Raw genomic sequence first — 26,069 nt, 5'->3', positions numbered from 1 at the left:
AAAAATCTCCTGATTAAAATCGTATTAGCCGATCAAAATTTTGCTGTCGGATAAGAAGGAATAGGTTGGAACTTCCAAATTCTTTGGCGCCGGGCCTTTGCGAATGCGGCCGGACGTGTCGTAATGCGATCCATGGCACGGGCAGAACCAGCCGCCGAAATCGCCGCGGCTGTCGGTGACTTTTTGTCCCAGCGGCACGCAACCCAAATGCGTGCAAACGCCAACGACGATCAACCATTCCGGTTTTTTCACGCGTGCTTCATCGGATTGCGGATCGCGCAATTCCGCTTTATCGTCGGCTTCCGCCGATTTGATTTCTTCTGGCGTGCGGCGGCGGATAAATACCGGTTTGCCGCGCCACATAACGGTGATCGACTGGCCTTCCTTGATCGGCGCCAAATCCACTTCGGTGGTCGATACCGCCAAAACATCGGCGGATGGATTCATGTAATCGATGAAATTCCAAGTCGTCCCTACTACGCCCACGCCGGCAACGGCGGCGGTGGTTAGATACAAAAATTCCCGGCGGGTTTTATTATCATTATCGGCGGAATGAGCCATCGTTCGTCCTTATATAAAAGTGATCTTGGTATAGAATTCTTATTTTCTTTGCGATATTTTTGGATTATATGGTTGAATAACCTATGGTTTTTAGCCGATTTACAATCGAAAAGGCACAAAAAAATCAGGGCATTTATAGGATTGTGCATGAATCGTGATCGCCCTGCCTTACCCCCTGGACCCTTTATGCGGCTTGCGTTGTATCAGCCTGATATTCCACAAAATACCGGTGCGTTAATGCGTCTTTGCGCCTGTTTTGGCGTGGGATTGGATATTATTGAACCCTGCGGCTTCCCCTTTTCGGATTCAAAATTGCGGCGCGCGGGAATGGATTATATCGACCTTGCGGCCGTCACGCGCCACGCCTCTTTTTCCAATTTTATGAATGCAAAAACCGGCCGCCTGGTGCTGGTCGAAACGGACGGCAAAACGCCTTATCAAAAATTCACCTTCGCGCCGTACGATGTTTTGATTGTCGGCCGCGAGAGCGCCGGCACGCCGCGCGAAGTATATGACGCCGCCGATGAATCTATTTTTATTCCGCAGTCGCAAGGCCGGTCGTTGAATGTGGCGCTGGCCGCCGCGATTACATTGTCCGAAGCGTTACGCCAAACCGGCCAGTTGCCGGAGATGGGCCAGACATTGCTCGCGTCCGGCTGAAAAATTTCCTTCCACCCACCAGCTTTCCACCGCCGCCAAATACTCGCCCAATTTGGGGCCTTGCGGAATGCCCAGCGCGATTAAATCTTCGCCGCCAACCGGCAAACGGCGATCTTGCCATTGCAGCGCCAGTTGCAGATTTTCCGCGAATTTATAATCTTCCCACAATCCTTCGGCGGCCCACAAATACGCCAAATCAACCGCGCGGGACTGCCCGGCATAATATATGATTTTTTGCCATTCCTGCGGAGTCGGCGTTGTCCGCGCCGCAAAACCGCGTTGCAAAAACTCCAGCCGTTCTTTTTGTTCATTCGACAATTTAAATCGCGCCGCCAAGTCATCGGCATTCAAATGATTTTCAATCATCAACGCCGCAAGACGCCTTACCGCATCGGAATGCATTTCCAAGCCGGCCAGCGAATTGATCATGGCAAATTGCGCTGCGGATATGATTTGCGGCAAAACATCGTAATCCAGCATCAGTTGCAAAATTCTTGCTGCCTGACGGGCGGCAAGCAATTTTAAAAATTCATCCCGCACTCTTTCCGCCGACAGGCGCTGAAGATGCGCCGCCGCAGAGCGGCAGGCTTCCAATTCCGAACGGTTCAAATCCATCTGCCCATAATGCGCGTAGAAACGGAAAAAACGCAAAATCCGTAAATAATCCTCGCCGATCCGGTCAGCCGCGTTTCCCACAAACCGCACCCGTCCCGCGCGCGCATCCTCGATCCCGGCGCCCAGCGGATCGAACAAATGCCCCGCCCCATCGCAATATATCGCGTTCATGGTAAAATCGCGCCGCGCCGCATCTTCGGCCCAGTTGTCCGTAAAAGTCACCGTCGCATGGCGGCCATCCGTTTCGATATCTCGGCGCAAAGTGGTGACTTGATATGCCTTGGCGCCGGAAATAGCGGTAATGGTTCCATGATCGATGCCCGTTGGCACAAATTTAATATGCGCCCGTTGCAACAACTCGATCACTTTTTGCGGCACATCCGGCGTGGCCAGATCAATATCCGCCAGCGGACGGTTTAAAATCGCATCGCGCACGCACCCACCGACAAAACGCACTATCTGGCCATCCGCCGTCAGCGCGCGCAGCACGGCGGTGATAGAATCATTGTTCATTTCGGACGGAAGATTGATGGTCGGCGCGGTCATACCCCGAACCTATCACGCTTATAAAATCATCGCAACTATGTGGCTGATAAGAAAAAGTCGGGAATAAAAATTATTACCGCGCGCAAACAGCAGCTCTGACTGCATGAACGCTTTTGCCGCCAGGCGCTAATTCGGATGGTATGGATCGTCTAGTATAACCTAAAGCTTCTGAAGCAGTAACAGTTTCGGGTTTGGCTAGCGCATTAACCACATTAAAAATTCTTTGTGCTGCATCGTCGGCCGAAGCGGAGGATGTGAAATATTCCGAGAAGCCACCATTAAATAACAACATGCTTTGTTTACTTCCCGCACTTCTCTGAATAGTTAACCTACCCGATTGGGGTGATACGCTAAATCTTGCTAAGATATCATCACAAATCAAAGAAAGTCCGATATGTCTGCATACCTCTCTAATCGCATCGGCAAAATTTCTACAGCCTTTGGATCGTAAAAACTCGGTTAAACTTTGTTTTGGCGTAGTTGTCGTGAGATCTATTCGGAAACTTGTTCGAATCGCTCTTGGACGTGACACCGCCATTGGCAATGGCAGCAATACAGGGACAACAACCACTTTACTAACATGGCCGACACAAGTTGGATCGGCGGCATTCGTTGCGGCGGTTTTTTTTGGAACGAACCGTTTAGGTTTCGCTTCTTTCCGCTCCCCTATTCTTATATTCCATTTACTATCAACCTGTTCAATAACTTCCCACGGCAAATTGGGGTCTTTATCGACAACGTTCAGATTATAAAATGTGGCCCCTGCTTGGGTTGCTTTTATTTTTTCTAAAATTTTTAATCGTTCGGCGCGATTCCCAATTAATTGATCGCAATTTTCCGCCGTAATGGCAGAAAGATAAGATCGTATAAATGGGAACACCACACCGTCCATATCGGCCGCTGGATGCAGATCCACAATTTCTGCAAGGGGACGACCGCGTAGAATCCAATAAAACGCGTGAGCAACATCGATGCCCAAGTCCCCATTGCGGTTGACGATGGATCGGCATCGACCGATTAAACCTTTTAAATCGATCGCATTATACGGCTGTCTGGTTACTTTAGTCATATTCTCTCTATATCCAATTAAACAACGGCTTTATGCCATAATCATGTTGATTTTTTATGACAATTGCAATGTTTACTGGCAGAATTGGTGCGCGTATAAGATACTGATATAAATTGCTTTTCCCCCAAAGCCTGTTAAGGAGCCATCCGTGCCCACCGATCTTCCACCGACCCATCCATCGCAAGACGTTCAGCAAACCATCCGAGAAATCGAAAATTTAGGAAAGAAGTTTCAGCACGCGCGCGATATGGTGTCGCGGGTCATTTTCGGCCAGGCCGAAGTGATCGAGCAAACTTTGATCACCTTATTGGCCGGCGGACATGGATTGTTAATTGGCGTGCCCGGTCTTGCCAAAACCAAATTGGTTGAAACCATCGCCCAGGTCACGGGATTGTTGGACAAACGTATTCAATGTACGCCCGATTTAATGCCCGCCGATATTATCGGTTCCGAAGTTTTGGAAGAATCCCAGACCGGCGAGCGTTTTTTCCGGTTCATCAAAGGCCCGGTATTTTGCCAGTTATTGATGGCCGATGAAATCAACCGCGCCAGCCCACGCACGCAATCGGCTTTATTACAAGCCATGCAGGAACGCCGCGTATCGGTTGCCGGACAACATTACGATTTGCCATCGCCGTTTCATGTGCTGGCGACGCAAAATCCATTGGAACAGGAAGGCACATATCCATTGCCCGAAGCGCAATTGGATCGTTTTTTGCTGCAAATCGATGTCGGATATCCGGACCGCGAAGCCGAACATAAAATGCTGCTGACCACCACTGGCGCGGACGAAGCCAAGCCGCAAGCCGTGATTACGCCGGATCAGTTGCTTCAAGGACAAAATATCTTGCGCCGCATGCCAGTTGGCGAAAATTTCGTGAATGCGATTCTAACCTTGGTCCGCGCCGGCCGTCCGAACGACAGCGAATTCGACGATGTGACATCCTATGTCGCCTGGGGTCCTGGCCCACGCGCCAGCCAGGCATTAATGATGGCCTGCCGCGCCCGCGCCATGTTGCAAGGCCGCTTGTCGCCGTCGGTCGACGACATCATCGCCCTGGCCCACCCGATTTTACGCCACCGCATGGCGCTTAATTTCGCCGCGCGCGCCGAAGGCGTCACCATCGACAGTATTATCAATCGCTTGCTTGAACCATTGCGCTAATTCATGCCGGTCAACCCGCTAAAGATTCAAAATCGCGCCGAAGCTTTGGCTTCGCGCCTGCCGCCGCTGTTGCTGGAAGCGGAGAAAATTGCCGCCACGGTCGCACAGGGCTTGCACGGCTTGCGCCGCGCGGGACAAGGCGACAATTTCTGGCAATATCGCCCTTATTTACCCGGCGATCCGGCGGCGATTATCGATTGGCGCCGTTCCGCGCGCGCCGAAGATTTGTTCGTCCGGCAAAAAGAATGGGAAGCGCCGCAAACTTTGTGGCTATGGGCCGATACATCCATGTCGATGGTATACCGGTCGAAAAAGAAATTCCCGTCCAAGGTTCGCCGCGGCGCGTTATTGCTGTTGGCGATTATCGCTTTGCTGGCAAGATCCGGCGAACGGTTTGCCATCCTGGCATCGGGACTGCCGCCAATGACCGGCAAGCACGGATTGTACCGCGCCACGGAATTTATGATCGATGAAAAGCGCCGCACCGACAATTTGCCGCCTTATTATATTCTGCCGCGGCACTCTCAAGTGGTTTTCATCGGCGATTTTCTGTCCCCCATCCGCGATATCCGCAAATTGATCCAATCTTATGCCGCGATCAGCGTAAAGGGGCATATTTTACAGGTATTCGATCCGGCGGAAATCGATTTGCCATTCCGTGGCCGCGCGATATTCGAAGGCCTGGAAGAAGACGATGGCTGGCTCGAGGTAAAACGCGCCGATGCGTTGCGTGAATCGTATGCGCGCCGGGCGGAATCGCACCGCCAGGGCGTTGAATTGGTTTGCAAGCAAGCCGGATGGAGTTACAGTTTCCACCGCACCGACCGGCCCCCTGAAAAAGCATTGATGGAATTATATATGACTCTGTCCGAACGGCGGGTGGTGTAATGTTTTCCCTCGGCTTTATCGCGTTTCTATCGCCGTGGCACTTGCTGGCTTTGATTATCCTGCCAATTTTGTGGCAGATCGTGCGATTTACGCCGCCAGCCCCAAAACATATTGAGTTTCCGGCAATTCGTCTTTTAAAATTCTTAAAGCAGCAGGAAGACACCCCGCGCCGCGCGCCATGGTGGCTGTTATTGCTGCGGATTATTTTAATTGTTTTGGTCATTCTGGGCGCATCGCATCCGGTATTGAATCCGGAACAGCAATTGACCACGCGCAATTCGATTTTACTGGTGATCGACAACAGTTGGTCAGCGGCGCGGAACTGGAATTCCACCGGCCAGCAGATTCAACAAATTCTGGATGTAGCTCAGCGGGAAAACAAACCGGTGCAAATTATCACGACCGCGCCAAACCCCGACAGCAAATTCGGTTTTGCCACCGATTATCTGGCCGCCGCCGAAGCGCAACAAATCGTCAAAGGATTGCGCCCCCTGCCATGGGCGGCGCGTTACGATTTAGCAATGCGCGATGTGTCGGCGAAAAAACTGGTGCCGAATCCGGACATATTCTGGTTCAGCGGCGGATTGATGAGCGAGAATTTTTACGAATTGATGGACAAACTAAGCAGCGCCGGCCGGGTTCATTTTATTCTGCGCGGCGATCAGCCAATATATATGTTATCCGCCGATCCCTGGGCCGTGGGCGGGATCGATCTTGTCGCGCGCCGCACCTTGCCATTTGAATCCGCATTAATGCCCGCCAATATTCTGGTACAAGCGTTCGACGAAGATGGCCGCGCCATGGGCCAAAAAGAAATATCGTTCGAAAAAGACAAAAATACCGCCAAGGCAAAATTGGATTTGCCGCTGGACGTGAAAAATAAAATATCGCGCGTGGTGTTGACCGAACAAGTCAATGCCGCAACGACGTATTTGATGGATGAAATGGGCCGCCAGCATCCGGTTGGAATTGTGACCACGCAAGCGATGGATTCCAGCAAGCCGTTGCTGGACGATTTATATTTTATTGAACGCGCGATCACGCCATTCGCCGATATTATCCATGGCGATATCGATGAAGTATTAAAAGCCAATGTCGCCGCGATTATTTTAACCGATGCCAACAATCCAACCGATACCGAGGCCGTGCAATTGGAGGATTGGGTCAAAAAAGGCGGATTGCTGATCCGTTTTGCGGGAGACAATTTGCAGTCCAATACCAAATTGCTGCCGGTTCCGATTCACGATAAACCGCGCAACCTCAGCGGCAATCTTTCCTGGTCGGAACCTTTGGCGCTGGCGCCTATGCCGGAAATCGGGCCTTTTGCAGGATTGCAAGTGCCAGGCGATATCAAGGTCAACAAGCAATTGCTGACCACGCCAACGCCGGATTTGGCCGGCAAGACTTGGGCTTCGCTGCAAGACGGTACGCCGCTGGTAACTGGGGATAAATTGGGCGACGGGCAATTGGCCTTTTTTCATGTCGCCGCGAATCACAATTGGTCGAATTTGATTTTATCGGGGCTGTTCGTTGAAATGTTGCAACGCTTGATCTGGAGCAGCCAAGGCATTATCGCCCAAGGCAACGAAGGCGGGTTGAATTTGCACCAAATGCTGGATGGATTCGGTCAACTGCAAGCGCCGCCTTCTTATGTTAAAACTATACAGGCCGAAGAATTGATTACCCGCCGCGCCAGCCCGATTTTGCCGCCCGGATATTATGGCACCGACACGGATAAAAAAGCGTTCAACCTCAGCGATCATACCGCCGCGATGGAACCGGTAACCGCGTTGCCAAAAGACGTCGAATTGATGAGCGATCTGAAAAGCCGCGAAAAGGACGTTCGCCCAATATTATATTTGCTCGCCGCGTTGCTGGCGCTGATCGATATGATTATTGGCCTCAATATTCGCGGTCTTTTGCCGGGATTGCAGCGTTCCTGGATTTCCGCGATTGCGCTCGGCATTTTATTCGCCTCGTCCCCTGCGATGGCCGATCAAACCGCAATGGAAGCCGCGAAACATCTGCGTCTGGCGTACATCAAAACCTATGTGCAGGAAATCGACCGGGTCAGCGAGGCCGGACTTGCCGGCCTATCGCGCGTTTTGCGTTCCCGCACGGCGGTAGAAGCCGAAGGGCCGATCGGCCTTGATCCGGACAAGGACGAGCTGGCTTTTTATCCGCTATTATACTGGCCGGTCGCGCCGAATGCGCCGATTTTGTCGCCAACCGCAACGTACCGGATCAATAATTATTTGCATAATGGCGGAATGATCGTCATCGACACGCGCGACGGCAACGGCGCATCGATTTCGCAAAATATCCTGGCCAATTATTTTCAGAATATCGATATTCCGATTTTGAATACCATCGATAAAAATCACGTTCTGCTGCGCAGTTTTTATTTATTAAAAGAATGGCCCGGCCGCTGGAACGACAAAACCCTTTGGCTGGTCGATAGCGAGTCGAGTTATTTCGACGGCGTATCGCCGGTGATTGTCGGCACAGAAGACTGGGCAGCCGCCTGGGCGGTCGATAAAACCGGCAAACCGATGTTTCCAGTGGTGCCGGGCGGCGAGCAGCAGCGGGAAATGGCGCGGCGATTTGGGGTGAATTTGGTGATGTACGCATTGACCGGAAATTACAAATCCGATCAAGTCCACGTCCCCGCAATTTTGGAGCGTTTGGGCAATGAACCATAATCCCGAACTCCTGATCCGGTTTTTTCCGCTGATGCCTAACTGGCTGATGATCGCGTTGATCGCGCTGGCTGCCATTTTGTCTATTTATGCCATCGTCAAAGGCGCGCGCGGCTGGATCTGGCGCGTATCGGCGCTTACGCTGTTCCTGTTGATGCTGGCCAATCCCAGCCTGGTCGAGGAAATCCGCGAAACCAAGCCCGACACGGTTTTGGTGGTGGTCGATCAATCGACCAGCAATCAAATCAATAACCGCGACGCGGAGACAGAAAAAATCCGCCGCGAGATTGAAAATAAATTGGGCGAAGCCGAGAATATCAATTACCGCGTTATCACCGTTGCCGACAATCCCGAAGATCAGGGCGGCACGATGTTGTTTGGCGCGATCGCGCGCGGTTTAAGCGATATTCCAAAAACCCATCTGGGCGCGGTGGTATTGATTACGGACGGGCAAATTCACGACGTTCCCGTCGGACAGAATGAATTGAATGGCGTACCTTTCCACGCATTGCTGACCGGCAGTCCCGGCGAACACGACCGGCGTTTAAAAATCATTCGCAGCCCTGGATTCGGCATTGTCGGCCAGCCGCAAAAAATTACCGTCCATATCGAAGACGATTTAAATGCCGAAAGCACCGTAATGTTATCGTTGCGCAGCGATGGCGACGTGGTGCAAAACCAAGCCATCCCCGCCGGGCGGGATGTTGAAATTCCGCTGACTATTAATCATGCCGGCCCGAATATATTCGAATTGTCCATTCCAAAAGGCGCATCGGAATTATCCGATGAAAATAACCATGCGGTCGTTACCGTCAATGGCGTGCGCGACCGGTTGCGTGTGTTGCTGATTTCCGGCGATCCTCATCCCGGCACGCGGGTATGGCGCAATTTCCTGAAATCCGATCCTTCGGTGGATCTCGTTCATTTCACTATTTTACGTCCGCCGGAAAAACAGGATTCGATTCCAACCGAAGAATTGTCGCTGATCGCATTCCCCACCAAGGAATTGTTCGAGGATAAATTATACGATTTCAACTTGATTATTTTCGACCGTTACCGCCGGCTTAGCGTTTTGCCGAATGAATATATGCTGAATATTGTCGAGTTCGTCGAAAAAGGCGGCGCGGTGTTGGATGCCGAAGGCCCGGTTCCCGACGTGTCTTTAAGTTTATTTGATACGCCGGTCGGGACGATTCTGCCAACCGCCACCGCGCAGAAAACTATCGATGCGGAGTTCGTTCCCACATTAACCGGCGATGGGTTACGCCATCCGGTTACTTCCGGCCTGCCGGGCCTGTCCAAAGACAATAAAACCAGCAAATGGGGGCCATGGCTGCGGCAAATGGATGCGCAGATCCGCCGTGGCACGGTGATTATGGATGGCGCCGGAAACCGGCCATTATTGGTGCTGGACCGCGTCGGCCAAGGACGCGTGGCGCAATTATTTTCCGATCAAATCTGGTTATGGGCGCGCGGTTACGCCGGCGGCGGACCGCATTCGGAATTGCTGCGCCGCCTGTCGCACTGGCTGATGAAAGAACCGCAACTGGAAGAAAACGATCTAAGCGCCGAAGTGCAAGGCCACACGATTTCAATCACCCAGCGCAGCCTGATGCAAAGCGATAATAATATCGTTCTAACAAAACCAGGCAATGAAACCGAACAAGTGACTCTGACCGAAGAATCGCCAGGCCTAGCGCGCACAAAAATCAACGTCACCAAAACCGGCGTTTACCGCATTGCCAACAACAAGCAAACCATCATGGTCGGCGTCGGCGGTTTAAACCCGCTGGAATATTCCGATTTGCGGTCATCCAAAGACAAATTGAATAATTTTGTCGAGTCCACCAACGGTTCGATACGGTGGATTTCCGAAGACGGCATTCCCGATATCCGCCATTTGGAAGGCAATCGTTCCCTGTCCGGGCACCGCTGGATCGGCGTCAAGAAAAACAACAATTACAGCATTACCGGCATCAAACAAACCGCCGTAATTCCGCCATTGGCTTATTTATTATTGGGCTCGATCCTGCTTTTGCTGGCCTGGCGCAAGGAAGGAAAATGAGCCCCCCATTATCCCGCCAGGATTTCTGGAATGGCTGCTTGTTGGCCGTTATCGCGGCCATTTGTTTTGGCATTCAGGCCCCCCTGGCCAAATCCATTTATACCCACGGCATGGATATTTATTCTTTCATGGCTGTGGGCCGGCTGGTGCAATGTTTTGGGGTTGGCATCGTCCTGCATTTTCTGGGTCACAAATTATGGACCGGCATCTCGGATTACCGCCCGGCCGCCGCCATCAGCATTATTTTCCTAAGCTTTAGCTGGCTGCATTACAGTGCGATTCAGTATCTCGATATCGCCCCAGTGACCATGTTGGTCTTTTTATACCCGTTGATTCTGGCGGCTTTGCATATATGGCTGGATAAAACACAATTGACGCGCGCATTCCTGTTATCGCTGCTGACCGCTTTTGCAGGCCTGGCGCTGGTGATCCAGCCGGATAAAATTATGCAAAGCGATTTTAATTGGATGGGCGCCACGATGGCGTTTTGCGCCGGAATTTTAATCGCCACTTATCTTTTTATCAGCGGCAAGATTTTGCAATCCAAGGATCCGTTGGTATTCACCGTCCATCTCAGTTTTATTCCGGCAATTGCGTTTTCTGTTTTGTCGATTGTACATGGAATCGCGCTTCCGCCCATCGGCGACGCTACCGGATGGAGCTTAATGGTATTCAGCCTGTGCCTGTCCTTGCTTGGCCAAATTTGTTTTTTCGTCGCGATTAAAAAAATTACCGCGCTGCGTGTCAGCCTGGTTTTAAAACTGGAACCGGTTGCGGCAGTTTTAGGTGCGATATGGATTTTGGGCGAACACATCGAATTTATGCAGTACTTGGGCATATTCTTAGTGGTATCGGCCATCTTTGCCGTAAGCCAACCCGTCGGCAAAACCGAAATACAACCATAAATTGTTTTTTTTCAAAAGGTTAACGGCGCCGCGGCATAAACAACGCATAAATTCAATTTTTTATGCCACAACCATGCATCATAGCGTATTGGAAGGCAAAATTTACCGTTCGTTAACCATTTGGGTTTAAGATTTTAACCATCAAATCAACCCCCGCCCAATTCAGAAGGCCTTTAAATATGACGCAACACACAGATGGTACTCCCCCGTCACGCAATTCCTCGGATTTATTTAATCAGGATTTTCCGCAAAGTCCGATCGGCAACGATCACAGCGAGGCGGAATTATATGCGTTTCTGGAAATGCGTTACGGTGCGGGTTATGCGCAAAATATCATCGATAATTTGCGAAGGTACAAGCGTGTTGCGAACGATGCGGATCCAATTGATGCCGTAAAACCGGCAAAGAATGGGAAATAAGCACCCTATCCAACACGCCACAGAAAATCTATAATCGCCTACATATGAGTCCCCGTAGCTTCCTCCTTCGCTCGTTCCGAGCTTCGGAGGACAGGCAGCAGGGAAATAAATTGTGTAAGGGTCCCCGTAGCTCAGCTGGATAGAGCAAGCGTTTCCTAAACGCTAGGTCGGATGTTCGAATCATCTCGGGGACGCCATCCCGCTTCGCTCCTTCGGAGCTACGCAGGACGAGTCATAAAGAATTCGGAGCCGACTGGCGACTGCGCGTCGCGCGTATACATAAAAAGCATCATCTCGGGGACGCCATTTTGCTTCGTCCTTTAAAACTACGCCTGTCGCCTCTCTTAAAAAGCAAGAATCTTATCCGAAAAACCATTGTGGCCACGATATAAGTATGGTTTGATTCGAATTAGAAATAACGATCAGGTGTTGTTTGGCAAAATTTCTTTTACCGCAAGATTCCAAGTTATCCGTTACGATGCAGTGGGGTGCGGCAACCGCTTTGTTCGTTGTTGCCTGTAGCCTGGGCTTATGCCTGAATCCCACTTCTGCCGACACGGCGGCAACCCAGATTGGCGAGACCGATTTTGAATTAATGAAGGATCGGTCGCGGCTAAGCTCGATGGCGGACGATATGCGCTTTAGATTGCAAGCCGACCCGGCATTAGGCATTACTGCCGCCGCTGCCAAAGCATATAATCCTTTGCATACCGGCATGCGTTTGTTGTTGGCGCCGGACCGGGAAATTTGGCTGGGACTTCCAACGGATCAAGAAGTTCCGGCGGCGCGGGTTTTTATAATTGCCTTACCGTCAAAACAATCCGGCCAATCGAACTTTTCCGCCATTTTAATTGATGAAGCCGGAGCGACTATAAACAATCGATTTACAGAACAGCAATTAACCGACCTGGTGCCCTGGTATCCAAGGGGCGTGGAATGGAAACCGGACAATGCAAACCTTTCTTCCCGGCCTGCGGTAACGCGCCGAACGATAGAGCGCGATGTCCGTTAACAATAAAAAACCCGGCGAAAGCCGGGTTTAATTTTTATAACCGCTAAATTACCAGCCAATTGGCATGGAATAAGTCAGCAGCAACGATTCCGTGCCCGGATTTTCGTCGCCGATGCTGGCATTGGAAATATGATTGAATGCAAGACCCAGACGGGCGCGGTCTTCCATGACATAATTTAGTTCAAGACCGGACCGGAATTCAATCGCGCTGCCCAAATCCTTGCCCGATCCGTTATGATAAGCGCCAGCGGCGAAATTCGGATTGACTACCCAGTTTTTATTGATAAACCAATCGAAACCCAAACCGGCGAATCCATACACCGCGCCATCGGTGGTTGCCATAATTCCAACCAGCGGCGACATGGTATTCCAGTTCCAGGATTTGACGCGATATTCTAAAACGAACTCAGCCGCTTTTTTATCGTCGAACACATCATATTCGCCGGCGCTGAAGGTTACTAGATCAGGATTCTCCCGGCGCGGCATCGGAGCGGCATAAGCAGCAGAAGCGACGCAAAGCACAACAAAGGCAAGAATGGCAAAACGGACAAAACGCATGGGAACCTTTTGATTTTCAATAGATTATACGGATCTTTGTATAGCATCCGAATCCATGGTTTTGCAATAGGCGCGGCGATAATCGGCCTATTTCGGGCGTAAAATGTCTTCAAAACGCCGCGTTGCGGCCAAAAGCGCGTGCCGGATCCCCTGCTCCGACCGCGAATGGCCGGCGCCTTCGATAATTTGCAATTCCGCCTCCGGCCAGGCATTTTTCAAATCGAACGCGGAAACCGGCGGACAAACCATATCGTAGCGCCCTTGGATGATGATGCCGGGAATGCGGCGGATTTTTGCGATATTGTTTAAAATGAAATTGTCCGGCATGAATAAATTATTTTGAAAATAATGCGTCTCCATCCGCGCAAGGCCGATGGCGATATGATCCGATTCAAAATTCTGTATCAAAGCCGAATCCGGCAATAATTTGGAACACGAACCTTCATATTTGCTGAACGCGCGCACCGCCGGCAACATTACCGCCGGATCGGATGAATGAATCCGTTTGTGATAAGCCGTCAATAAATCGGCGCGTTCATTTTCCGGAATCGCGGCAACCAATTCTTTCCAGGCTTCGTTGAAAAAATCGCCGCTGCCATGCAAGAACCATCTTATTTCCGGCGGCCGGCCCAAAAATATGCCGCGCAATATCAAGCCCAGCACCGGTTGCGGATGACTTTCGGCATACATCAACGCCAACGTGCTGCCCCACGATCCCCCGAATACCAGCCATTGCTCTACATCCAGCATTTTGCGCAAGGTTTCGATATCCGCAATCAGATGCGGGGTGGTGTTATCCTTGACTTCTCCCAGCGGCTTGGACCGGCCGGATCCGCGTTGATCGAAAATAATGATGCGGTAAAATTCAGGATTGAAAAACTGCCGCGCGTCTTCGCCCGCGCCGGCGCCCGGGCCGCCATGCAGATATAAAACCGGAACCCCATTCGGATTGCCGCATTGTTCCCAGTACATGACATGGGTCGAATCTAATGCTAACATGCCGTGGTCGTATGGCTTAATCGGTGGGAAAAGATCCAATGCAATTCTCCGGAAAAATTTTTGTGTCGTTGGCGATTATACTGGCTCTTATGGTCGGCGGCAATATTTATGCGGACACATTATCGGATGAAGCGCGGCTTGATCCCGCCCTGATCAAAGGGCCGGTGGAAACCGTTACCGAAGTATTGGCCGGGGATTTGTTGAAACTGCAGGATGGCCGCACGGTCAAAATTCTCGGCATCGATATTCCAAATTCCTATGCCGCGCAGGCAAAAAAATATGTGGGGGAATTTTCCGGCCTCGATCATTCGCCATCCGCGCAAGTGCAAATATTTTATGGCACGGCGAAACAGGACCGGTATGGCCGCATCCTCGCCTACCCTTTTACCATGGACGGATTATCTTATGCCCATGCGATCGTGCAACAAGGGCATGCGCGTGCGCTTAGCGCGCCGGACAATCGTGTCATTGCGGCGGAATTGATGGCCCTTGATCGCGATGCGCGCGGATACGGCAACGGTCTTTGGGCGCTGCCGGAATTTAAGGTGCTGACGCCGGAACAAGTGCTCGACAAAAAATATTGGGATCAGGTGCAGGTTGTTGAAGGCAAGGTTCTATATACGGCGGAAGTTAAGAAAACTATTTACTTGGATTTCGACATAGACTGGAAAAAAGATTTCACTGCGGTAATTCCGCCGACTGCGCGCGCCTTATTTACCGCCGCGAAAATAAAACCCAAAGATTTGGAAGGAATCCGCGTGCGGGTGCGCGGATTCGTAGAAAATAAAAATGGGCCAAGCATTACGCTGACCCATCCGGAATTGCTGGAAATATTGGAACCAGCACCAACCGCCAAGCCCGTTAAAGGCAAACGGACAAGGCAAAAGAAAACCTGATTATTCTTCAAACAGGTCTTGCGGCGAAGGAACCGATTTGCGCAAATGAACTTCCAGTTTTTGCATCGCGCGGGTTTCAAGCTGGCGCACGCGTTCTTTGCTGACGCCCATTTTTTCGCCTAAGACTTCCAATGTATCGCCTTCTTCCGCCAAGCGGCGGCGGGTTATAATAAAACGCTCCCGTTCCGACAGAGTATTCAGCGCCTCGTTCAGCCAGTGCGATCTGGTGATGTGATCGTATTTGGTGGTCACATATTGTTCCGGCGTCGGACGCGTATCGGCGAGAAAATCCTGGGCGGTCGATTCTGAATCTTCGTTCAAAACATTCGATAACGAATAATCGCCGCCGGACAATCGCTGTTCCATATGATGCACGTCGATTTGATTGACGCCAAGTTCCTTGGCAATCCGCCCACGGTCATGATCGGTCAACCCGCGTGAGGCGGTACCGTCGATTTTTGCGCGCAGCCGGTTGAAATTGAAAAACAGCGATTTGTGCGCCGCCGTCGTTCCGGTGCGGACGATCGACCAGTTGCGTAAAATATAATCCTGAATCTGCGCGCGAATCCACCACGACGCATAAGTCGAAAAACGAACGTTGCGCGCAATATCGAACCGCATCGCCGCCTGCATCAGGCCGATATTGCCTTCTTGAATCATGTCGCTGACCGGCAAACCATAGACGCGGAATTTGTGCGCGATGGCGATCACCAGACGCATATAGGCGCTGACCAATTTATGCAAACTGGCTTGATCGCGTTTTTTCTGCCAGGCTTTCGCCAGCTTCAACTCTTCTTCCTTACTCAGCAAACTGATCCGCATCGACTGGCGAATGAATTGCATGTCGGCATCTTTGGATTTATTGTGATAATTGCTACCCATCAGAACCTCCAACTTGGGACCTAAGAATTGTTCCACGTGGAACAATTTAACTTCGCCAACAGTGTTAAGCAGAATTGTGGTAAATTGTTGACTAGTCTTGTCAACTTAAGACATAAGCATTGTATAAGTGGATAACAAGGGGTGCATAAATTTTTCTTTTTCAAACACTTAGGGGCCGGTTTGGCTACCGGCCCCTTTGGAAGATATCATCTAAAATCAATCAATTAGGCAGCTTTTAAAATGCCTTCAATCTTTTCGACCGCTTGCGCTTCATTGCTGCGATCCACGGCAGCGACTTCACGGGACAGGCGTTCCAAAGCGTTTTGATAAATCTGACGTTCGGAATAGGACTGATCCGGCTGGGTCGAGCTGCGATATAATTCGCGCACGACTTCGGCGATTTGAGTCGGGTCGCCGGAATTGATTTTCGCTTCGTATTCGGCGGCGCGGCGCGACCACATGGTGCGGCGAACGCGAGCCTTGATTTTCAATTTTTCCAGCGCCACGCCCATTTCCTTGCGCGACGACAAGCGGCGCAGGCCAACGTTGCCGGCTTTGTTTACCGGAACTTTAATGGTCATTTTCGCGCCTTCGATTTCGATCACAAATAGTTTCAGCTTGTGGCCGGCGATTTCCTGAACTTCAACGCCTTTGACCAAACCAACGCCATGGGTTGGGTACACGACGAAATCATTAGCGGCGAAGGCGGGTTCCGCCATTTTTGCGGCCTGGGCCGGTTTCAATTTCGATTTAGCCATGATCGACTTGGTATCGATCATTTTGATACCCGCCATCGGGGCGGTACCTGGCTTTGCCGTTTTCGGGGCATTTGCCGGAGCGGTATTCGAATTGCTCGGTTTCTTGGTGATAAGTTTAGCAGTTTGCTTCTTAATCCCTGCTACTGGTTTAGCAACTTTCTTAGCTACTGGAGCTTTTTTCTTTGCAGTAGTTGCTTTTTTCGCGGCTTTTGCTTTAGACATGATATTTAATTCCAACCTTTCCATGTTTTCGGTAATATTATAATTAATATTATATTCCGAACGTGAAATATATAGCAGAAAAATTGGTTAATTTCAACGTGAATTTGCGACGGCAATTGGCATCCACAAATATACTTTGCTTTATTTGTGCATTAATATAATAAGCACCTAATCAATATTAATCAAAAAATTTAAAAAAGTACGATGGAGTGGAATAATGAGTGAAAGTGAAAGATCGGCAACCGCAGAGGATGGCTGGGACAACGAGTCGCCAAGCGCCTTGTACAGGGCAATAGAATTGATCAGCTGGCCAGGATTAATGGCATTCATGATTGTCGGCGCCGCCTGGAGACACCGCCAACAAATTGCCGCAGCAATCGGAAATAGATTGCACCTTGGCAGAACGCACTAAGCGCGGCGGCGATACGATCCGGATATTTCCGCTAAAACGCAAACTGGAACAGATTGCGATTTTCCCGGCAATAAGGAAAACGGTTTTGCTGGATCTTTGGGTTCTTGCCCATCGTCCTGCGGTTGAAATCCCCGTTTTGATTTTGGCAGCGGCCTCCATTGCGGTTCTGGCTGAATTGGTTGAACGATTAATGGCATACTTTCCGCAGTACTGGTGACAGGAGGACGCGCTCTGTCCAATTGGTCGGCGGGAACGGTTAGAATTTGCTGCAACATCGCGCGCGCTTGTGCCTGAAATGTTGGAAATTGAACAATCGATAAACTGTCCGGGTCCGCCGTTACTTTGCCCAGCAAGCTTTGCACACGGGACAAGCCTAGTGTCGTCATTGCTTCATATGGCGAAATCGGTTCCATCCATGATAAGGATTGCGGCTTTTGACCTTGCACCACGACATAGGCATCTTGCATCGGCCGGCCGCGCACTAAAAACACACCGCCCAATGCGGTTTGCGATTCATTCCAATAACCGCGAATCCCGAAAATAATCTGTTCGGCGGGATTTGTCGGGTCTGGACATATAATATAACTTGCCGCATTCGTCATGCGCCGCAAAGGCTGTTCTAACCGCGCTTTTTGATAATCTATCACAAGCTTCAGTCTGGAGTTTTCATGTTCGGCATCCGCCAAATTTTTGTTTGCCCCTGTCAACATCGCCCGTGTATCGCCGAGTTCGCTTTGATAATGAATCGCAAAGAAGGTGGCAATGGCAACACCGCCAATCGCAGTAATTGCCGTTATCGCCCATCCGACCGGTTTTGGCGGCGTCTTTTGAACCGTAACGGCCGGTGAGGGTTTGGAGGTGGTTGGCTTAGCCATAATATATCTCCCGCTAATAATATACTTAGCGCGAAGATTATATCTTTTTAAGAAAAACTACAAGCTTTATGGCTTGCCTGGCTTCGGATCGAAATGCTGCATTTTATCCGGTTTGCCTTTCCATTGATCGGCATCCGCAGGGGCTTCGCCCTTTTTGGTGATATTCGGCCAGACTTCGGAATATTCACGGTTTAGTTCCAGCCATTTTTCTGCCTCGGGTTTGGTATCTGGAATAATCGCTTCGGCCGGGCATTCGGGTTCGCACACGCCGCAATCGATGCATTGATCGGGGTGAATCACCAGCATATTTTCGCCGACGTAAAAACAATCGACGGGGCAAACCTCGATACAGTCCATATATTTGCAACGAATGCAGGCTTCGGTGACGACGTAAGTCATTGTATCCCTTATTATTGTATCTATTTAATACGTATTAGTTACAGCGATCATTGATTCTAGTCAATCCCGGGTTATTTTCTGCTGCAAAGCCAAATAATATTCACAATCGGCAAATTGTAAGAATATAAACCCAATTGACGGGCATAGCCGGAAATTGCATAGTTTCGCTTAGAAAATAATAAGGGAGAGATTTCATGCGTGCTAATACAACTGCTTCATTTGGTACTCCAACATTTGGCTCGGAAACTAGCGGCTTACCTACTCCGATTCGAGATGCGGCGGTTACATTTGTAGTTTTATCCTTAGCTATTGGAACCGTCTGCGCCATCAGTATGAATTTTAGCGGACACCCGGCAGAACCGCACAACAAAAGAGTAATTGGATATGAAGGGAATGACGCACCCTCAAAACCCGCAGACGCAGCCGATAAAGCCAGATTAGAACGCGGCAGCCGTTAATTTTTTAAAACTGCAAAAGGCGATTTGTCATCCGGCTTTTCGGATTTCTGTTTCTTTTTCTCGGATTGTTTTCTGCGCCCCTGAACAATCACGCCGTGATCTATTTTTTTGGCGATAAACCCCTGCGCCTCGGCGATTTGCCATAATTGATGCGCGTTGATTGTGGCCAGCGATTTGATATCGCGAATTTTAACCGGCTTTTTTCGCCGCAAATGATCGGCCAGAACATCGCCGATACGTTCATATTTATCGGCGCGGACATAAATCTGATTCACTTTGATAAATCCGGCCGCTATCGCATCGTCGCCGGAAATTTTATCGTCGGTCTGCGCCAATATTTTTCCAGCGAGATTCGCCGCGCCGTGCATACGGTTATGGAACAGGCCCCATAATTGCGCGCGCAATATCGTTTGGCGTGGCGCGTTCAAATTTTTGCCGTGGATCGAATGATGGCCGATATCGAACCCGGCTTCTTCCAGCATATTTTTGGCATCGTTATGCAATTCCCCAACGCTGGCGCGGACTTTATTCATCGGCAAGCCGCCCAGATTTTCAACCAATTGGAATATCAACCCGCGCAACGCGCCTTCGGCAGGCAATTGTTTTACATTATACAAATCGGTCAAATGTTCGCGCAAATACGAATTAATCCATTTTTCAATCGGCTCTGCCGCTTTGGCGCGCAGCCCCGCATCCATTTCTTCATCGCCAATCACATGCACGGCGGGCGATAAAATATCCTTGCCCGCGTTCAATTTTGCCACCGGCTTGCCATGCCATAAAATCTCGTTATTGCGCGCCAATGTCAGCGCCGGTTTTTCTTCTGATACCAATTTTTCAACTTGTTTTGGTAAATGCCCTAAAATCGCCTTGCGCGCGGCGATCTTGATCGGTTTGCTGACGGTTTGCAAAACATCTTGATCGGGTTGGAACCGAAAACCGGCCAGACGCCCAACAAATTGTCCTTCAACCAAAACATCGCCCGCACTGTTTACATCGGCGGTGAATTCGGCGTTTTCGTCCAATTTTTTCATCAACACGGCAATGCGTTTGTCGACGAAACGTTGGGTCAATTCCAGGTGCAGCGCATCGGACAAACGATCTTCGATATCGCGGCAACGTTCTTTCCATTCCGCCTGATTTTCCACCCAATCGCCGCGATTCGATATGTAATTCCATGTGCGAATATGGGCCAAACGCGTCATGATCGCATTCATATCGCCATCATACCGATCCAGATTCGCGACTTGTTTTTCGATGAAGGTGTGCGGGATATGGCCATGGCCCGTGACGATATTCATATAAACCTGCATTAAAAAACGCGCGTGAATTTCAGTCAGCAATTTGCGGTAATCGGGAACCTGGCAAACTTCCCACAGCAATTTTACCGATTCGTATCCTTGCGCCAATTGCATAATACCTTGGTCTTCGGCCATGCGTTCCAGAATTTCTTGATCCTCCAGTCCCGTCGGGCGTTTGCAAAATTCGCGCGGCGGCGGCGCATTCAGCGTATATTGCAATTCTTTTACCGAAGAAAAATCCAATTTGCTGTTGCGCCAATAAACGATTTGCACCGGATCGAACTTATGCCCTTCGATTTTTTTGGCCAGATGATCGGGCAACGATCCTTCGTCCGCCGTTGTGCCGAACGTGCCATCGCGCATATACCGCCCGGCCCGGCCGGCGATCTGGCCCATTTCCGATGCGCGCAATTGCCGCACGTTGCGCCCGTCGAATTTGCGGATGGTGGAAAACGCCACATGGTCGATATCCATATTCAATCCCATGCCGATCGCGTCGGTTGCGACGATATAATCGACCTCTCCCGCCTGATACATGCCTACCTGCGCGTTGCGCGCGCGGGGCGATAGCGCGCCCATAACCACCGCCGTACCGCCGCGTTGACGGCGCATAAATTCGGCCAGCGCATAAACATCGGCGGCGGAAAAAGCGACGACCGCGCTGCGTTGCGGCAGGCGGACGATTTTTTTGTACCCGGCATAGGACAATTGCGAAAATCGCGGACGCGAAGTGACCTGAATCTCCGGAATCATTTTTTCCAGCAAATGCCGGATCGTGTCCGACCCGATAAACATCGTTTCCGACAATCCGCGCGCGTTGAAAATCCGGTCGGTGAAAATATGGCCGCGATCCGGATCGGCCGCCAATTGAATTTCGTCGACCGCGATGAATTCGACCATGCGTTCCATCGGCATGGCTTCGACCGTGCAAATGAAATAACGCGGGTTGTCTGGAATAATCTGTTCTTCGCCGGTAATCAGCGCCACTTGCGCCGCGCCCTTGATCGCCGCAACCTTATCGTAATTTTCGCGCGCCAGAAGGCGCAGCGGAAACCCGATCATGCCGGACGTGTGCGTCAACATCCGTTCGATCGTAACGTATGTTTTGCCGGTATTGGTGGGACCAAGAATGGCGGAAATACGGTCTTTGGAATAAGTCATTATTCAAAATCCGGCGCTTGGCCAATAAAAGCGGCGTGAGAAGCCAGCATATTCGGATTCTTAAATTTCTGCGCCGATTTGCCGTAAGGCAGCGGGATTTTTCCGGGCGCGAAAACTTCGCCGCCCAGCGCGCGCAAAATCGCATGGGTAGCCGCCGTGTCCCATTCATAAGCGGCGGAAAATGCGGCGCAGATATCGTATCCGCCAGCCGCGAATTCCAAAAACGGCCAGGCGTTGGATGTGCCGATCACCGTCCCATTTACTTTTTTGGCATAGTTTTTTACGCTATCGCGGTCCTTGATCCGCTGCTCCACAACGATACGGGGATTCGCGCCAGCCGCGCGCAAATCATGCAATTTCTCGTCGCCTTTGCCGCGATTGACAAACGCGCCATGGCCAAATCCGCCAAACGCCAAAACATTCAAAAATGGCGCGTATAAAACGCCCAGCGACGGAGCGCCATTTTCAATCAAACCGATCAACACGCCGAATTTGCCGTTACGTTCGACAAAATTGCGCGTACCGTCCAACGGATCGACGCACCAGAACGTTCCAGCCGATACATCGGGAACAATGCCGGCCTCGACCGATTCTTCGCCGACAAATGGAATGTTCGGCGCTATTTTTGCAAGACCTTCGCGGATGATTTTTTCCGCTGCCCTATCGGCAGGCGTTACCATCGACCCATCGCGCTTGATTTCAGGCTGAACGCCTTCTTCATAAAAACGCATGATTTCCGCGCCGGCCGTTTTTGCAACATCGATGACTTTGGTTAACATTTATCCCGCCTTGCTTAAAATTAATACCACCACGCCGCCAACCAACAAACAAGCCGCCATAATCCGCGCTCGGCCAAACGGTTCTTTTAATATCACGGCGCCGATCAGGCTTGCGAAAATGACGCTGCTTTCGCGCAAGGATGATACCGATGCCGCCGGAGCCTGGGTCATGCACCATAAAATTAGCGCATAATTGAACGTCGCCAAGGCGCCTGCGAACGCGGATTTAGCAATACCAACTTTAAAAAATAAATGAAAGTGATTGCGGTAGCGGTAAAAAACATACCAGCAGAATGGGAATTGGCATAAAAACATCAGCCATAAACTGTATGACAATGTGTTCGCGTTCATCCTGGCGCCTATCGCGTCGGCGGCTGAGTAACTTGCGATCATGCAGCCGGTCATCACGGCAAACATCACCGCCTTGGTTTCCACATGCTCGCCATTGCCGGGCGTGGTGCGCCTGGCGGTAAAGACCAATGAAAATATGGCGAATGAAATCGCCGCAATTCCGGCAATCATCGGCAAGGATAATCCGTCCCGCAGAAATATCAGCGAGAAAAGCGTCAGCAAAATGGGCGACAGTCCGCGGGCAATGGGATAAGACAAATTCAACGGGCCATATTTATAGGCAAACATCAGCAAAGTGATATAAAGCCCATGCGTTATCACCGAAAACGCGAGATATGGCCAGGATTCGGGCACCGGGAAATCGACAAACGGCAGGAATGGCACGCATACCATGGCGGAGACAAAGTTCAATGTCGCCATGCTTAGGGCGCGGTGATGGCTGCCTTGCACGATGGCATTCCAGCTGGCATGCATCAGGGCGGCGACAAGAACGACTAAAGCTATGGAAAAATGCATGGAAAAACGGTCCGTAAGCCTTTCAAACTATCAGAAAACACTGGGAAATACAGTAATTTTTTGCAATAAAAGGTGAATTGGAACGGGCCTGTGCCCACGCTATATATTCGCTCGTCAAAGGAATTCTTATGTCTTTCGCTTGTTTAATTCTGGCTGCCGGAAAATCGACCCGGATGCATTCGACCACCCCAAAAGTGCTGCATAAAATCGCCGGCCAACCGATGCTGCGTTATTGCATCAACACCGCGATGATGCTGAAACCGGATAAAATGGCAATCATCGTGGGCGAAGGCATGGGCGAAGTATCCGATTACGCCGCGCCGATCCATACCATTATCCAATCCCCTGCCCACGGCACCGGCCATGCGGTGCAGTGCGGCGCGCCATTTTTGGCCGGACATAACGGTCCGGTTTTGGTGATTTATGGCGACACGCCATTTCTGCATCCCGGCACGCTGCAAAAATTAATCGATCAAATCCGCGCCGGCGCGGCTGTGGCGATTGCCGGATTTTACCCGGACGATCCCGCGCAATATGGCCGCCTGGTTACCGATCAAAAAGGCGGACTGGAAGCCATTGTGGAATTCGCCGATTGCACCGAAGCGCAAAAAACCATCGCGTTTTGCAATGCCGGATTGATGGCGATTGACGGCAAGCAACTGCCTGTTTTGCTGTCGCAATTGACGCCGAAAAACGCGCAGAAGGAATTATATTTGACGGATTTGGTGCATTTGGCGCGCGCCAAGGGTTTACCATGCAAGGCGATCGAGGCCGAAGTCGAAGAAGTTATGGGCATCAATACCCGCGCGCAACTGGCGGCGGCGGAAGATACGATGCAAAAAAGATTGCGGCAGAAATTTCTGACGGCCGGGGTCGGCATGATCGACCCTAATTCGGTATATTTTTGCATGGATACGCAAATTGGCACGGATGTAACCATCGAACCGAACGTATTTTTCGGGCCAAACGTGAAAATCGAAAATGGCGTTACGATCAAGGCGTTCAGCCATATCGAAGGAACGCACGCAAAAACCGGCGCTATTATCGGCCCATTTGCCCGTCTGCGCCCCGGTGCGGTGCTGGATGAAAATGTGAAGGTTGGCAACTTCGTTGAAATCAAGAACGCGCATTTAGGCGCTGGCGCCAGCGCCGGACATTTAACATATTTGGGCGACGCGGACATTGGCGCGGATACCAATATCGGCGCGGGCACAATCACTTGCAATTATGACGGCGTCAATAAACATCAAACCAAAATCGGGTCGAATGCGTTTATCGGATCGAACACGGCGCTGGTTGCGCCGGTATCGGTTGGCGCTGGGGCGATTGTCGGCGCCGGCAGCGTAATCACCGAAAACGTGGATCCCGGCGCGCTGGCGATCGGCCGCGCCCCGCAAGTCAATAAACCGGGCTGGGCGAAACAATTCCGCGATTTTCTGCTCGGCAAGAAAAACAAGAAATCGGCGTAAGAAAGAGAACAACCATGTGCGGCATCATCGGCATTATCGGCAAACAAGAAGCGGCCCCGTTATTGGTCGATGCGTTAAAGCGCCTGGAATATCGCGGTTATGATTCCGCCGGCATTGCCACATTGCAAAATGGCCAGATCGAACGCCGCCGCGCCGAAGGCAAGCTGAACAACCTTGCGCAATTGGTGCAAACCAAAAAAATTGCCGGCATGACCGGCATTGGCCACACGCGCTGGGCCACGCATGGCGTCCCGAACGAGGCGAACGCGCATCCGCACGCGACCGAGCGCGTTGCGGTTGTCCATAACGGCATTATCGAAAATTTCGCCGAGCTGCGCGCGGAATTGGAAAAACTGGGCCATAAATTCGCATCCGACACCGACTCCGAAGTGGTGGTGCATTTGCTGGATCAGTATTTGCAACAAGGCCTATCGCCGCAACAGGCCGTGGCGAAATCTCTCCCCCGTTTGCATGGCGCGTTTGCATTGGCGATGATTTTCGCAGGCCACGATATGTTGATCGGCGCGCGCAAGGGCAGTCCCCTGGTTGTCGGTTATGGCGATGGCGAAATGTATCTGGGATCGGATGCGCTGGCCGTCGCGCCGCTGACCGATCGCGTGTCTTATCTGGAAGAAGGCGATTGGGCGGTGTTGGAACGCGGCAACGCCAATATTTTCAGCAACGACAATCAGCCGGTGAAACGCCAGGTGGTGCAATCGGCCGTATCGGGCGGCATGGTCGGCAAGGGCAATCACGCCCATTTCATGCATAAAGAAATTTACGAACAGCCCGCGGTGATCGGCGACACGTTGCATGCGTTATTGAATCCGCAAACCCGCGAATTGCATTTGCCGAAAATGCCGTTTTCCTGGAAAAATGTCGAACGTATGCATTTGATTGCCTGCGGCACGTCATACCATTCCTGCATGATCGCCAAATACTGGCTGGAAAAATATGCGCGGCTTGCGGTCGATGTCGATATCGCATCCGAATTCCGGTATCGCGATCCGGTGTTGCATCCAAAATCGGTTGGGCTGTTTATTTCGCAATCTGGCGAAACCGCCGACACATTGGCGGCGATGCGGCATTTGAAACAAAATAAATTGCCCGCATTGGCGATTGTCAACGTGCCAACCAGTTCCATGGGCCGCGAAGCGGATGTGGCCATTCCAACCCTGGCTGGCCCGGAAATCGGCGTTGCATCGACCAAGGCATTTACGACGCAATTGATGGTGCTCGCCGCGCTGACCGTCACGGCGTCGCTCGAACGCGGCACGATCACATTGGCGCAAAGCCATACGATGATTCAGGCACTGACCGAAGTGCCATCATTGATCGCAAAAACACTGGAACTGGATTCGGCGATTTTAGAAATCGCCCATAAAGTATTCGAAGCGCGCGACGTTTTGTATTTGGGCCGCGGACCGTC

Annotated in this window: 24 protein-coding genes, 1 tRNA gene and 1 pseudogene (1 of these 26 only partly in view); 14 read left to right on the top strand and 12 right to left on the bottom strand. The window is 51.0% G+C overall.

All coding sequences use genetic code 11. The features are described from left to right. Positions 1-24: 24 nt before the first annotated feature. Positions 25-561 carry a ubiquinol-cytochrome c reductase iron-sulfur subunit gene (gene petA / locus EYC62_05215; protein ID TAH34753.1) on the bottom strand — a complete coding sequence of 179 codons (537 nt, stop codon included), beginning with the start codon at positions 559-561 and terminating at the stop codon, positions 25-27. A 186-nt stretch (positions 562-747) separates the two neighbouring features. Between petA and EYC62_05210 the strand changes: the two genes are divergently transcribed. After that, complete coding sequence (locus EYC62_05210; GenBank protein TAH34795.1) at positions 748-1,221, top strand: tRNA (cytidine(34)-2'-O)-methyltransferase; 474 nt, start codon at positions 748-750, stop codon at positions 1,219-1,221. Here EYC62_05210 and EYC62_05205 read toward each other — a convergent pair. After that, the gene (locus tag EYC62_05205) at positions 1,165-2,382 is read right to left on the bottom strand and encodes a CCA tRNA nucleotidyltransferase (GenBank protein TAH34752.1); all 1,218 of its coding nucleotides are present in this window, start codon (positions 2,380-2,382) and stop codon (positions 1,165-1,167) included. The two genes, EYC62_05210 and EYC62_05205, sit on opposite strands and share 57 nt — an antisense overlap. Positions 2,383-2,455: 73 nt before the next feature. Then, positions 2,456-3,451, bottom strand: coding sequence for a hypothetical protein (locus EYC62_05200; protein ID TAH34751.1), 996 nt, complete (start codon positions 3,449-3,451; stop codon positions 2,456-2,458). A 247-nt stretch (positions 3,452-3,698) separates the two neighbouring features. Here EYC62_05200 and EYC62_05195 point away from each other — a divergent pair, with 247 nt between their 5' ends. From EYC62_05195 to EYC62_05160, 8 genes are all read left to right on the top strand, one after another. Next, positions 3,699-4,616, top strand: a complete 918-nt coding sequence (locus EYC62_05195) for a MoxR family ATPase (GenBank protein TAH34794.1) — start codon at positions 3,699-3,701, stop codon at positions 4,614-4,616. A 3-nt stretch (positions 4,617-4,619) separates the two neighbouring features. Next, the gene (locus tag EYC62_05190; protein ID TAH34750.1) at positions 4,620-5,504 is read left to right on the top strand and encodes a DUF58 domain-containing protein; all 885 of its coding nucleotides are present in this window, start codon (positions 4,620-4,622) and stop codon (positions 5,502-5,504) included. Next, entirely contained in the window at positions 5,504-8,206 is a 2,703-nt protein-coding gene (locus tag EYC62_05185; GenBank protein ID TAH34749.1) for a DUF4159 domain-containing protein, read from the top strand. Before EYC62_05190 ends, EYC62_05185 begins: the two co-directional genes overlap by 1 nt. After that, on the top strand, positions 8,196-10,268 hold the full coding sequence (locus EYC62_05180) for a hypothetical protein (GenBank protein ID TAH34748.1): 2,073 nt from the start codon (positions 8,196-8,198) through the stop codon (positions 10,266-10,268). Before EYC62_05185 ends, EYC62_05180 begins: the two co-directional genes overlap by 11 nt. Further along, a complete protein-coding gene (locus tag EYC62_05175; GenBank protein ID TAH34747.1) occupies positions 10,265-11,173 on the top strand; it encodes a DMT family transporter in 909 nt (302 codons plus the stop codon). The genes EYC62_05180 and EYC62_05175 overlap by 4 nt, the downstream gene beginning before the upstream one ends. 179 nt (positions 11,174-11,352) lie before the next feature. Continuing rightward, the gene (locus tag EYC62_05170; GenBank protein TAH34746.1) at positions 11,353-11,592 is read left to right on the top strand and encodes a hypothetical protein; all 240 of its coding nucleotides are present in this window, start codon (positions 11,353-11,355) and stop codon (positions 11,590-11,592) included. A 120-nt stretch (positions 11,593-11,712) separates the two neighbouring features. After that, a tRNA-Arg gene (locus EYC62_05165) sits at positions 11,713-11,789 on the top strand. 236 nt (positions 11,790-12,025) lie between these two features. Continuing rightward, on the top strand, positions 12,026-12,604 hold the full coding sequence (locus EYC62_05160; protein TAH34745.1) for a hypothetical protein: 579 nt from the start codon (positions 12,026-12,028) through the stop codon (positions 12,602-12,604). A gap of 48 nt (positions 12,605-12,652) precedes the next feature. Here EYC62_05160 and EYC62_05155 read toward each other — a convergent pair whose 3' ends face one another. Next, entirely contained in the window at positions 12,653-13,162 is a 510-nt protein-coding gene (locus EYC62_05155) for an acyloxyacyl hydrolase (protein TAH34744.1), read from the bottom strand. 87 nt (positions 13,163-13,249) lie between these two features. Beyond that, on the bottom strand, positions 13,250-14,161 hold the full coding sequence (gene pip, locus EYC62_05150) for a prolyl aminopeptidase (protein ID TAH34743.1): 912 nt from the start codon (positions 14,159-14,161) through the stop codon (positions 13,250-13,252). A 38-nt stretch (positions 14,162-14,199) separates the two neighbouring features. On the opposite strand from pip, the gene EYC62_05145 reads away from it, so the two are divergent. Then, a complete protein-coding gene (locus tag EYC62_05145; protein TAH34742.1) occupies positions 14,200-15,057 on the top strand; it encodes a thermonuclease family protein in 858 nt (285 codons plus the stop codon). On the opposite strand, the gene EYC62_05140 is transcribed toward EYC62_05145, so the two are convergent. Together EYC62_05140 and EYC62_05135 are read right to left on the bottom strand one after the other, a co-directional pair. After that, complete coding sequence (locus EYC62_05140) at positions 15,058-15,939, bottom strand: RNA polymerase factor sigma-32 (GenBank protein TAH34741.1); 882 nt, start codon at positions 15,937-15,939, stop codon at positions 15,058-15,060. Positions 15,940-16,163: 224 nt separating this feature from the next. Then, complete coding sequence (locus tag EYC62_05135) at positions 16,164-16,943, bottom strand: CarD family transcriptional regulator (GenBank protein ID TAH34740.1); 780 nt, start codon at positions 16,941-16,943, stop codon at positions 16,164-16,166. A 193-nt stretch (positions 16,944-17,136) separates the two neighbouring features. Between EYC62_05135 and EYC62_05130 the strand changes: the two genes are divergently transcribed. Next, positions 17,137-17,331, top strand: coding sequence for a hypothetical protein (locus EYC62_05130; GenBank protein TAH34739.1), 195 nt, complete (start codon positions 17,137-17,139; stop codon positions 17,329-17,331). Here the strand turns inward: EYC62_05130 and EYC62_05125 are convergent. Together EYC62_05125 and EYC62_05120 are read right to left on the bottom strand one after the other, a co-directional pair. Beyond that, a complete protein-coding gene (locus EYC62_05125; GenBank protein ID TAH34738.1) occupies positions 17,328-18,206 on the bottom strand; it encodes a hypothetical protein in 879 nt (292 codons plus the stop codon). The genes EYC62_05130 and EYC62_05125 overlap by 4 nt on opposite strands. A 66-nt stretch (positions 18,207-18,272) precedes the next feature. Beyond that, entirely contained in the window at positions 18,273-18,605 is a 333-nt protein-coding gene (locus EYC62_05120; protein TAH34737.1) for a ferredoxin family protein, read from the bottom strand. 194 nt (positions 18,606-18,799) lie between these two features. Here EYC62_05120 and EYC62_05115 point away from each other — a divergent pair, with 194 nt between their 5' ends. Next, positions 18,800-19,063, top strand: a complete 264-nt coding sequence (locus tag EYC62_05115) for a hypothetical protein (protein ID TAH34736.1) — start codon at positions 18,800-18,802, stop codon at positions 19,061-19,063. Here the strand turns inward: EYC62_05115 and EYC62_05110 are convergent. From EYC62_05110 to EYC62_05100, 3 genes are read right to left on the bottom strand one after another with little or no spacing between them, the layout of a single operon-like run. Then, the gene (locus tag EYC62_05110) at positions 19,060-21,525 is read right to left on the bottom strand and encodes a disulfide oxidoreductase (GenBank protein ID TAH34735.1); all 2,466 of its coding nucleotides are present in this window, start codon (positions 21,523-21,525) and stop codon (positions 19,060-19,062) included. The genes EYC62_05115 and EYC62_05110 overlap by 4 nt on opposite strands. After that, positions 21,525-22,304 carry a 3'(2'),5'-bisphosphate nucleotidase CysQ gene (locus EYC62_05105; protein ID TAH34734.1) on the bottom strand — a complete coding sequence of 260 codons (780 nt, stop codon included), beginning with the start codon at positions 22,302-22,304 and terminating at the stop codon, positions 21,525-21,527. Before EYC62_05105 ends, EYC62_05110 begins: the two co-directional genes overlap by 1 nt. After that, positions 22,305-23,171 (bottom strand): hypothetical protein, encoded by an 867-nt coding sequence (locus tag EYC62_05100; protein TAH34733.1) that lies wholly within the window; start codon positions 23,169-23,171, stop codon positions 22,305-22,307. Positions 23,172-23,299: 128 nt separating this feature from the next. On the opposite strand from EYC62_05100, the gene glmU reads away from it, so the two are divergent. Together glmU and glmS are read left to right on the top strand one after the other, a co-directional pair. Next, positions 23,300-24,640 carry a bifunctional UDP-N-acetylglucosamine diphosphorylase/glucosamine-1-phosphate N-acetyltransferase GlmU gene (gene glmU / locus EYC62_05095; GenBank protein ID TAH34732.1) on the top strand — a complete coding sequence of 447 codons (1,341 nt, stop codon included), beginning with the start codon at positions 23,300-23,302 and terminating at the stop codon, positions 24,638-24,640. A 14-nt stretch (positions 24,641-24,654) separates the two neighbouring features. Continuing rightward, positions 24,655-26,069 (top strand): annotated as a pseudogene (glmS, locus tag EYC62_05090) (glutamine--fructose-6-phosphate transaminase (isomerizing)); it runs 399 nt beyond the window's last position.

Source organism: Alphaproteobacteria bacterium (assembly GCA_004295055.1).
Taxonomy (GTDB): domain Bacteria; phylum Pseudomonadota; class Alphaproteobacteria; order SHNJ01; family SHNJ01; genus SHNJ01.
This window is presented reverse-complemented; position numbering and strand designations above follow the sequence as displayed.

Coding starts and splice junctions, on each gene's coding strand:
- EYC62_05155 (TAH34744.1), bottom strand. CDS start 13,162: ATGCGTTTTGTCCGTTTTGCCATTCTTGCCTTTGTTGTGCTTTGCGTC.
- EYC62_05185 (TAH34749.1), top strand. CDS start 5,504: ATGTTTTCCCTCGGCTTTATCGCGTTTCTATCGCCGTGGCACTTGCTG.
- EYC62_05135 (TAH34740.1), bottom strand. CDS start 16,943: ATGGAAAGGTTGGAATTAAATATCATGTCTAAAGCAAAAGCCGCGAAA.
- EYC62_05180 (TAH34748.1), top strand. CDS start 8,196: ATGAACCATAATCCCGAACTCCTGATCCGGTTTTTTCCGCTGATGCCT.
- EYC62_05105 (TAH34734.1), bottom strand. CDS start 22,304: ATGTTAACCAAAGTCATCGATGTTGCAAAAACGGCCGGCGCGGAAATC.
- EYC62_05120 (TAH34737.1), bottom strand. CDS start 18,605: ATGACTTACGTCGTCACCGAAGCCTGCATTCGTTGCAAATATATGGAC.
- EYC62_05140 (TAH34741.1), bottom strand. CDS start 15,939: ATGGGTAGCAATTATCACAATAAATCCAAAGATGCCGACATGCAATTC.
- EYC62_05190 (TAH34750.1), top strand. CDS start 4,620: ATGCCGGTCAACCCGCTAAAGATTCAAAATCGCGCCGAAGCTTTGGCT.
- EYC62_05175 (TAH34747.1), top strand. CDS start 10,265: ATGAGCCCCCCATTATCCCGCCAGGATTTCTGGAATGGCTGCTTGTTG.
- EYC62_05195 (TAH34794.1), top strand. CDS start 3,699: ATGGTGTCGCGGGTCATTTTCGGCCAGGCCGAAGTGATCGAGCAAACT.
- EYC62_05115 (TAH34736.1), top strand. CDS start 18,800: ATGCGTGCTAATACAACTGCTTCATTTGGTACTCCAACATTTGGCTCG.
- EYC62_05130 (TAH34739.1), top strand. CDS start 17,137: ATGAGTGAAAGTGAAAGATCGGCAACCGCAGAGGATGGCTGGGACAAC.
- EYC62_05125 (TAH34738.1), bottom strand. CDS start 18,206: ATGGCTAAGCCAACCACCTCCAAACCCTCACCGGCCGTTACGGTTCAA.
- glmU (TAH34732.1), top strand. CDS start 23,300: ATGTCTTTCGCTTGTTTAATTCTGGCTGCCGGAAAATCGACCCGGATG.
- EYC62_05145 (TAH34742.1), top strand. CDS start 14,200: ATGCAATTCTCCGGAAAAATTTTTGTGTCGTTGGCGATTATACTGGCT.
- EYC62_05170 (TAH34746.1), top strand. CDS start 11,353: ATGACGCAACACACAGATGGTACTCCCCCGTCACGCAATTCCTCGGAT.
- EYC62_05200 (TAH34751.1), bottom strand. CDS start 3,451: ATGACTAAAGTAACCAGACAGCCGTATAATGCGATCGATTTAAAAGGT.
- EYC62_05100 (TAH34733.1), bottom strand. CDS start 23,171: ATGCATTTTTCCATAGCTTTAGTCGTTCTTGTCGCCGCCCTGATGCAT.
- EYC62_05110 (TAH34735.1), bottom strand. CDS start 21,525: ATGACTTATTCCAAAGACCGTATTTCCGCCATTCTTGGTCCCACCAAT.
- EYC62_05205 (TAH34752.1), bottom strand. CDS start 2,382: ATGACCGCGCCGACCATCAATCTTCCGTCCGAAATGAACAATGATTCT.
- petA (TAH34753.1), bottom strand. CDS start 561: ATGGCTCATTCCGCCGATAATGATAATAAAACCCGCCGGGAATTTTTG.
- pip (TAH34743.1), bottom strand. CDS start 14,161: ATGTTAGCATTAGATTCGACCCATGTCATGTACTGGGAACAATGCGGC.
- EYC62_05210 (TAH34795.1), top strand. CDS start 748: ATGCGGCTTGCGTTGTATCAGCCTGATATTCCACAAAATACCGGTGCG.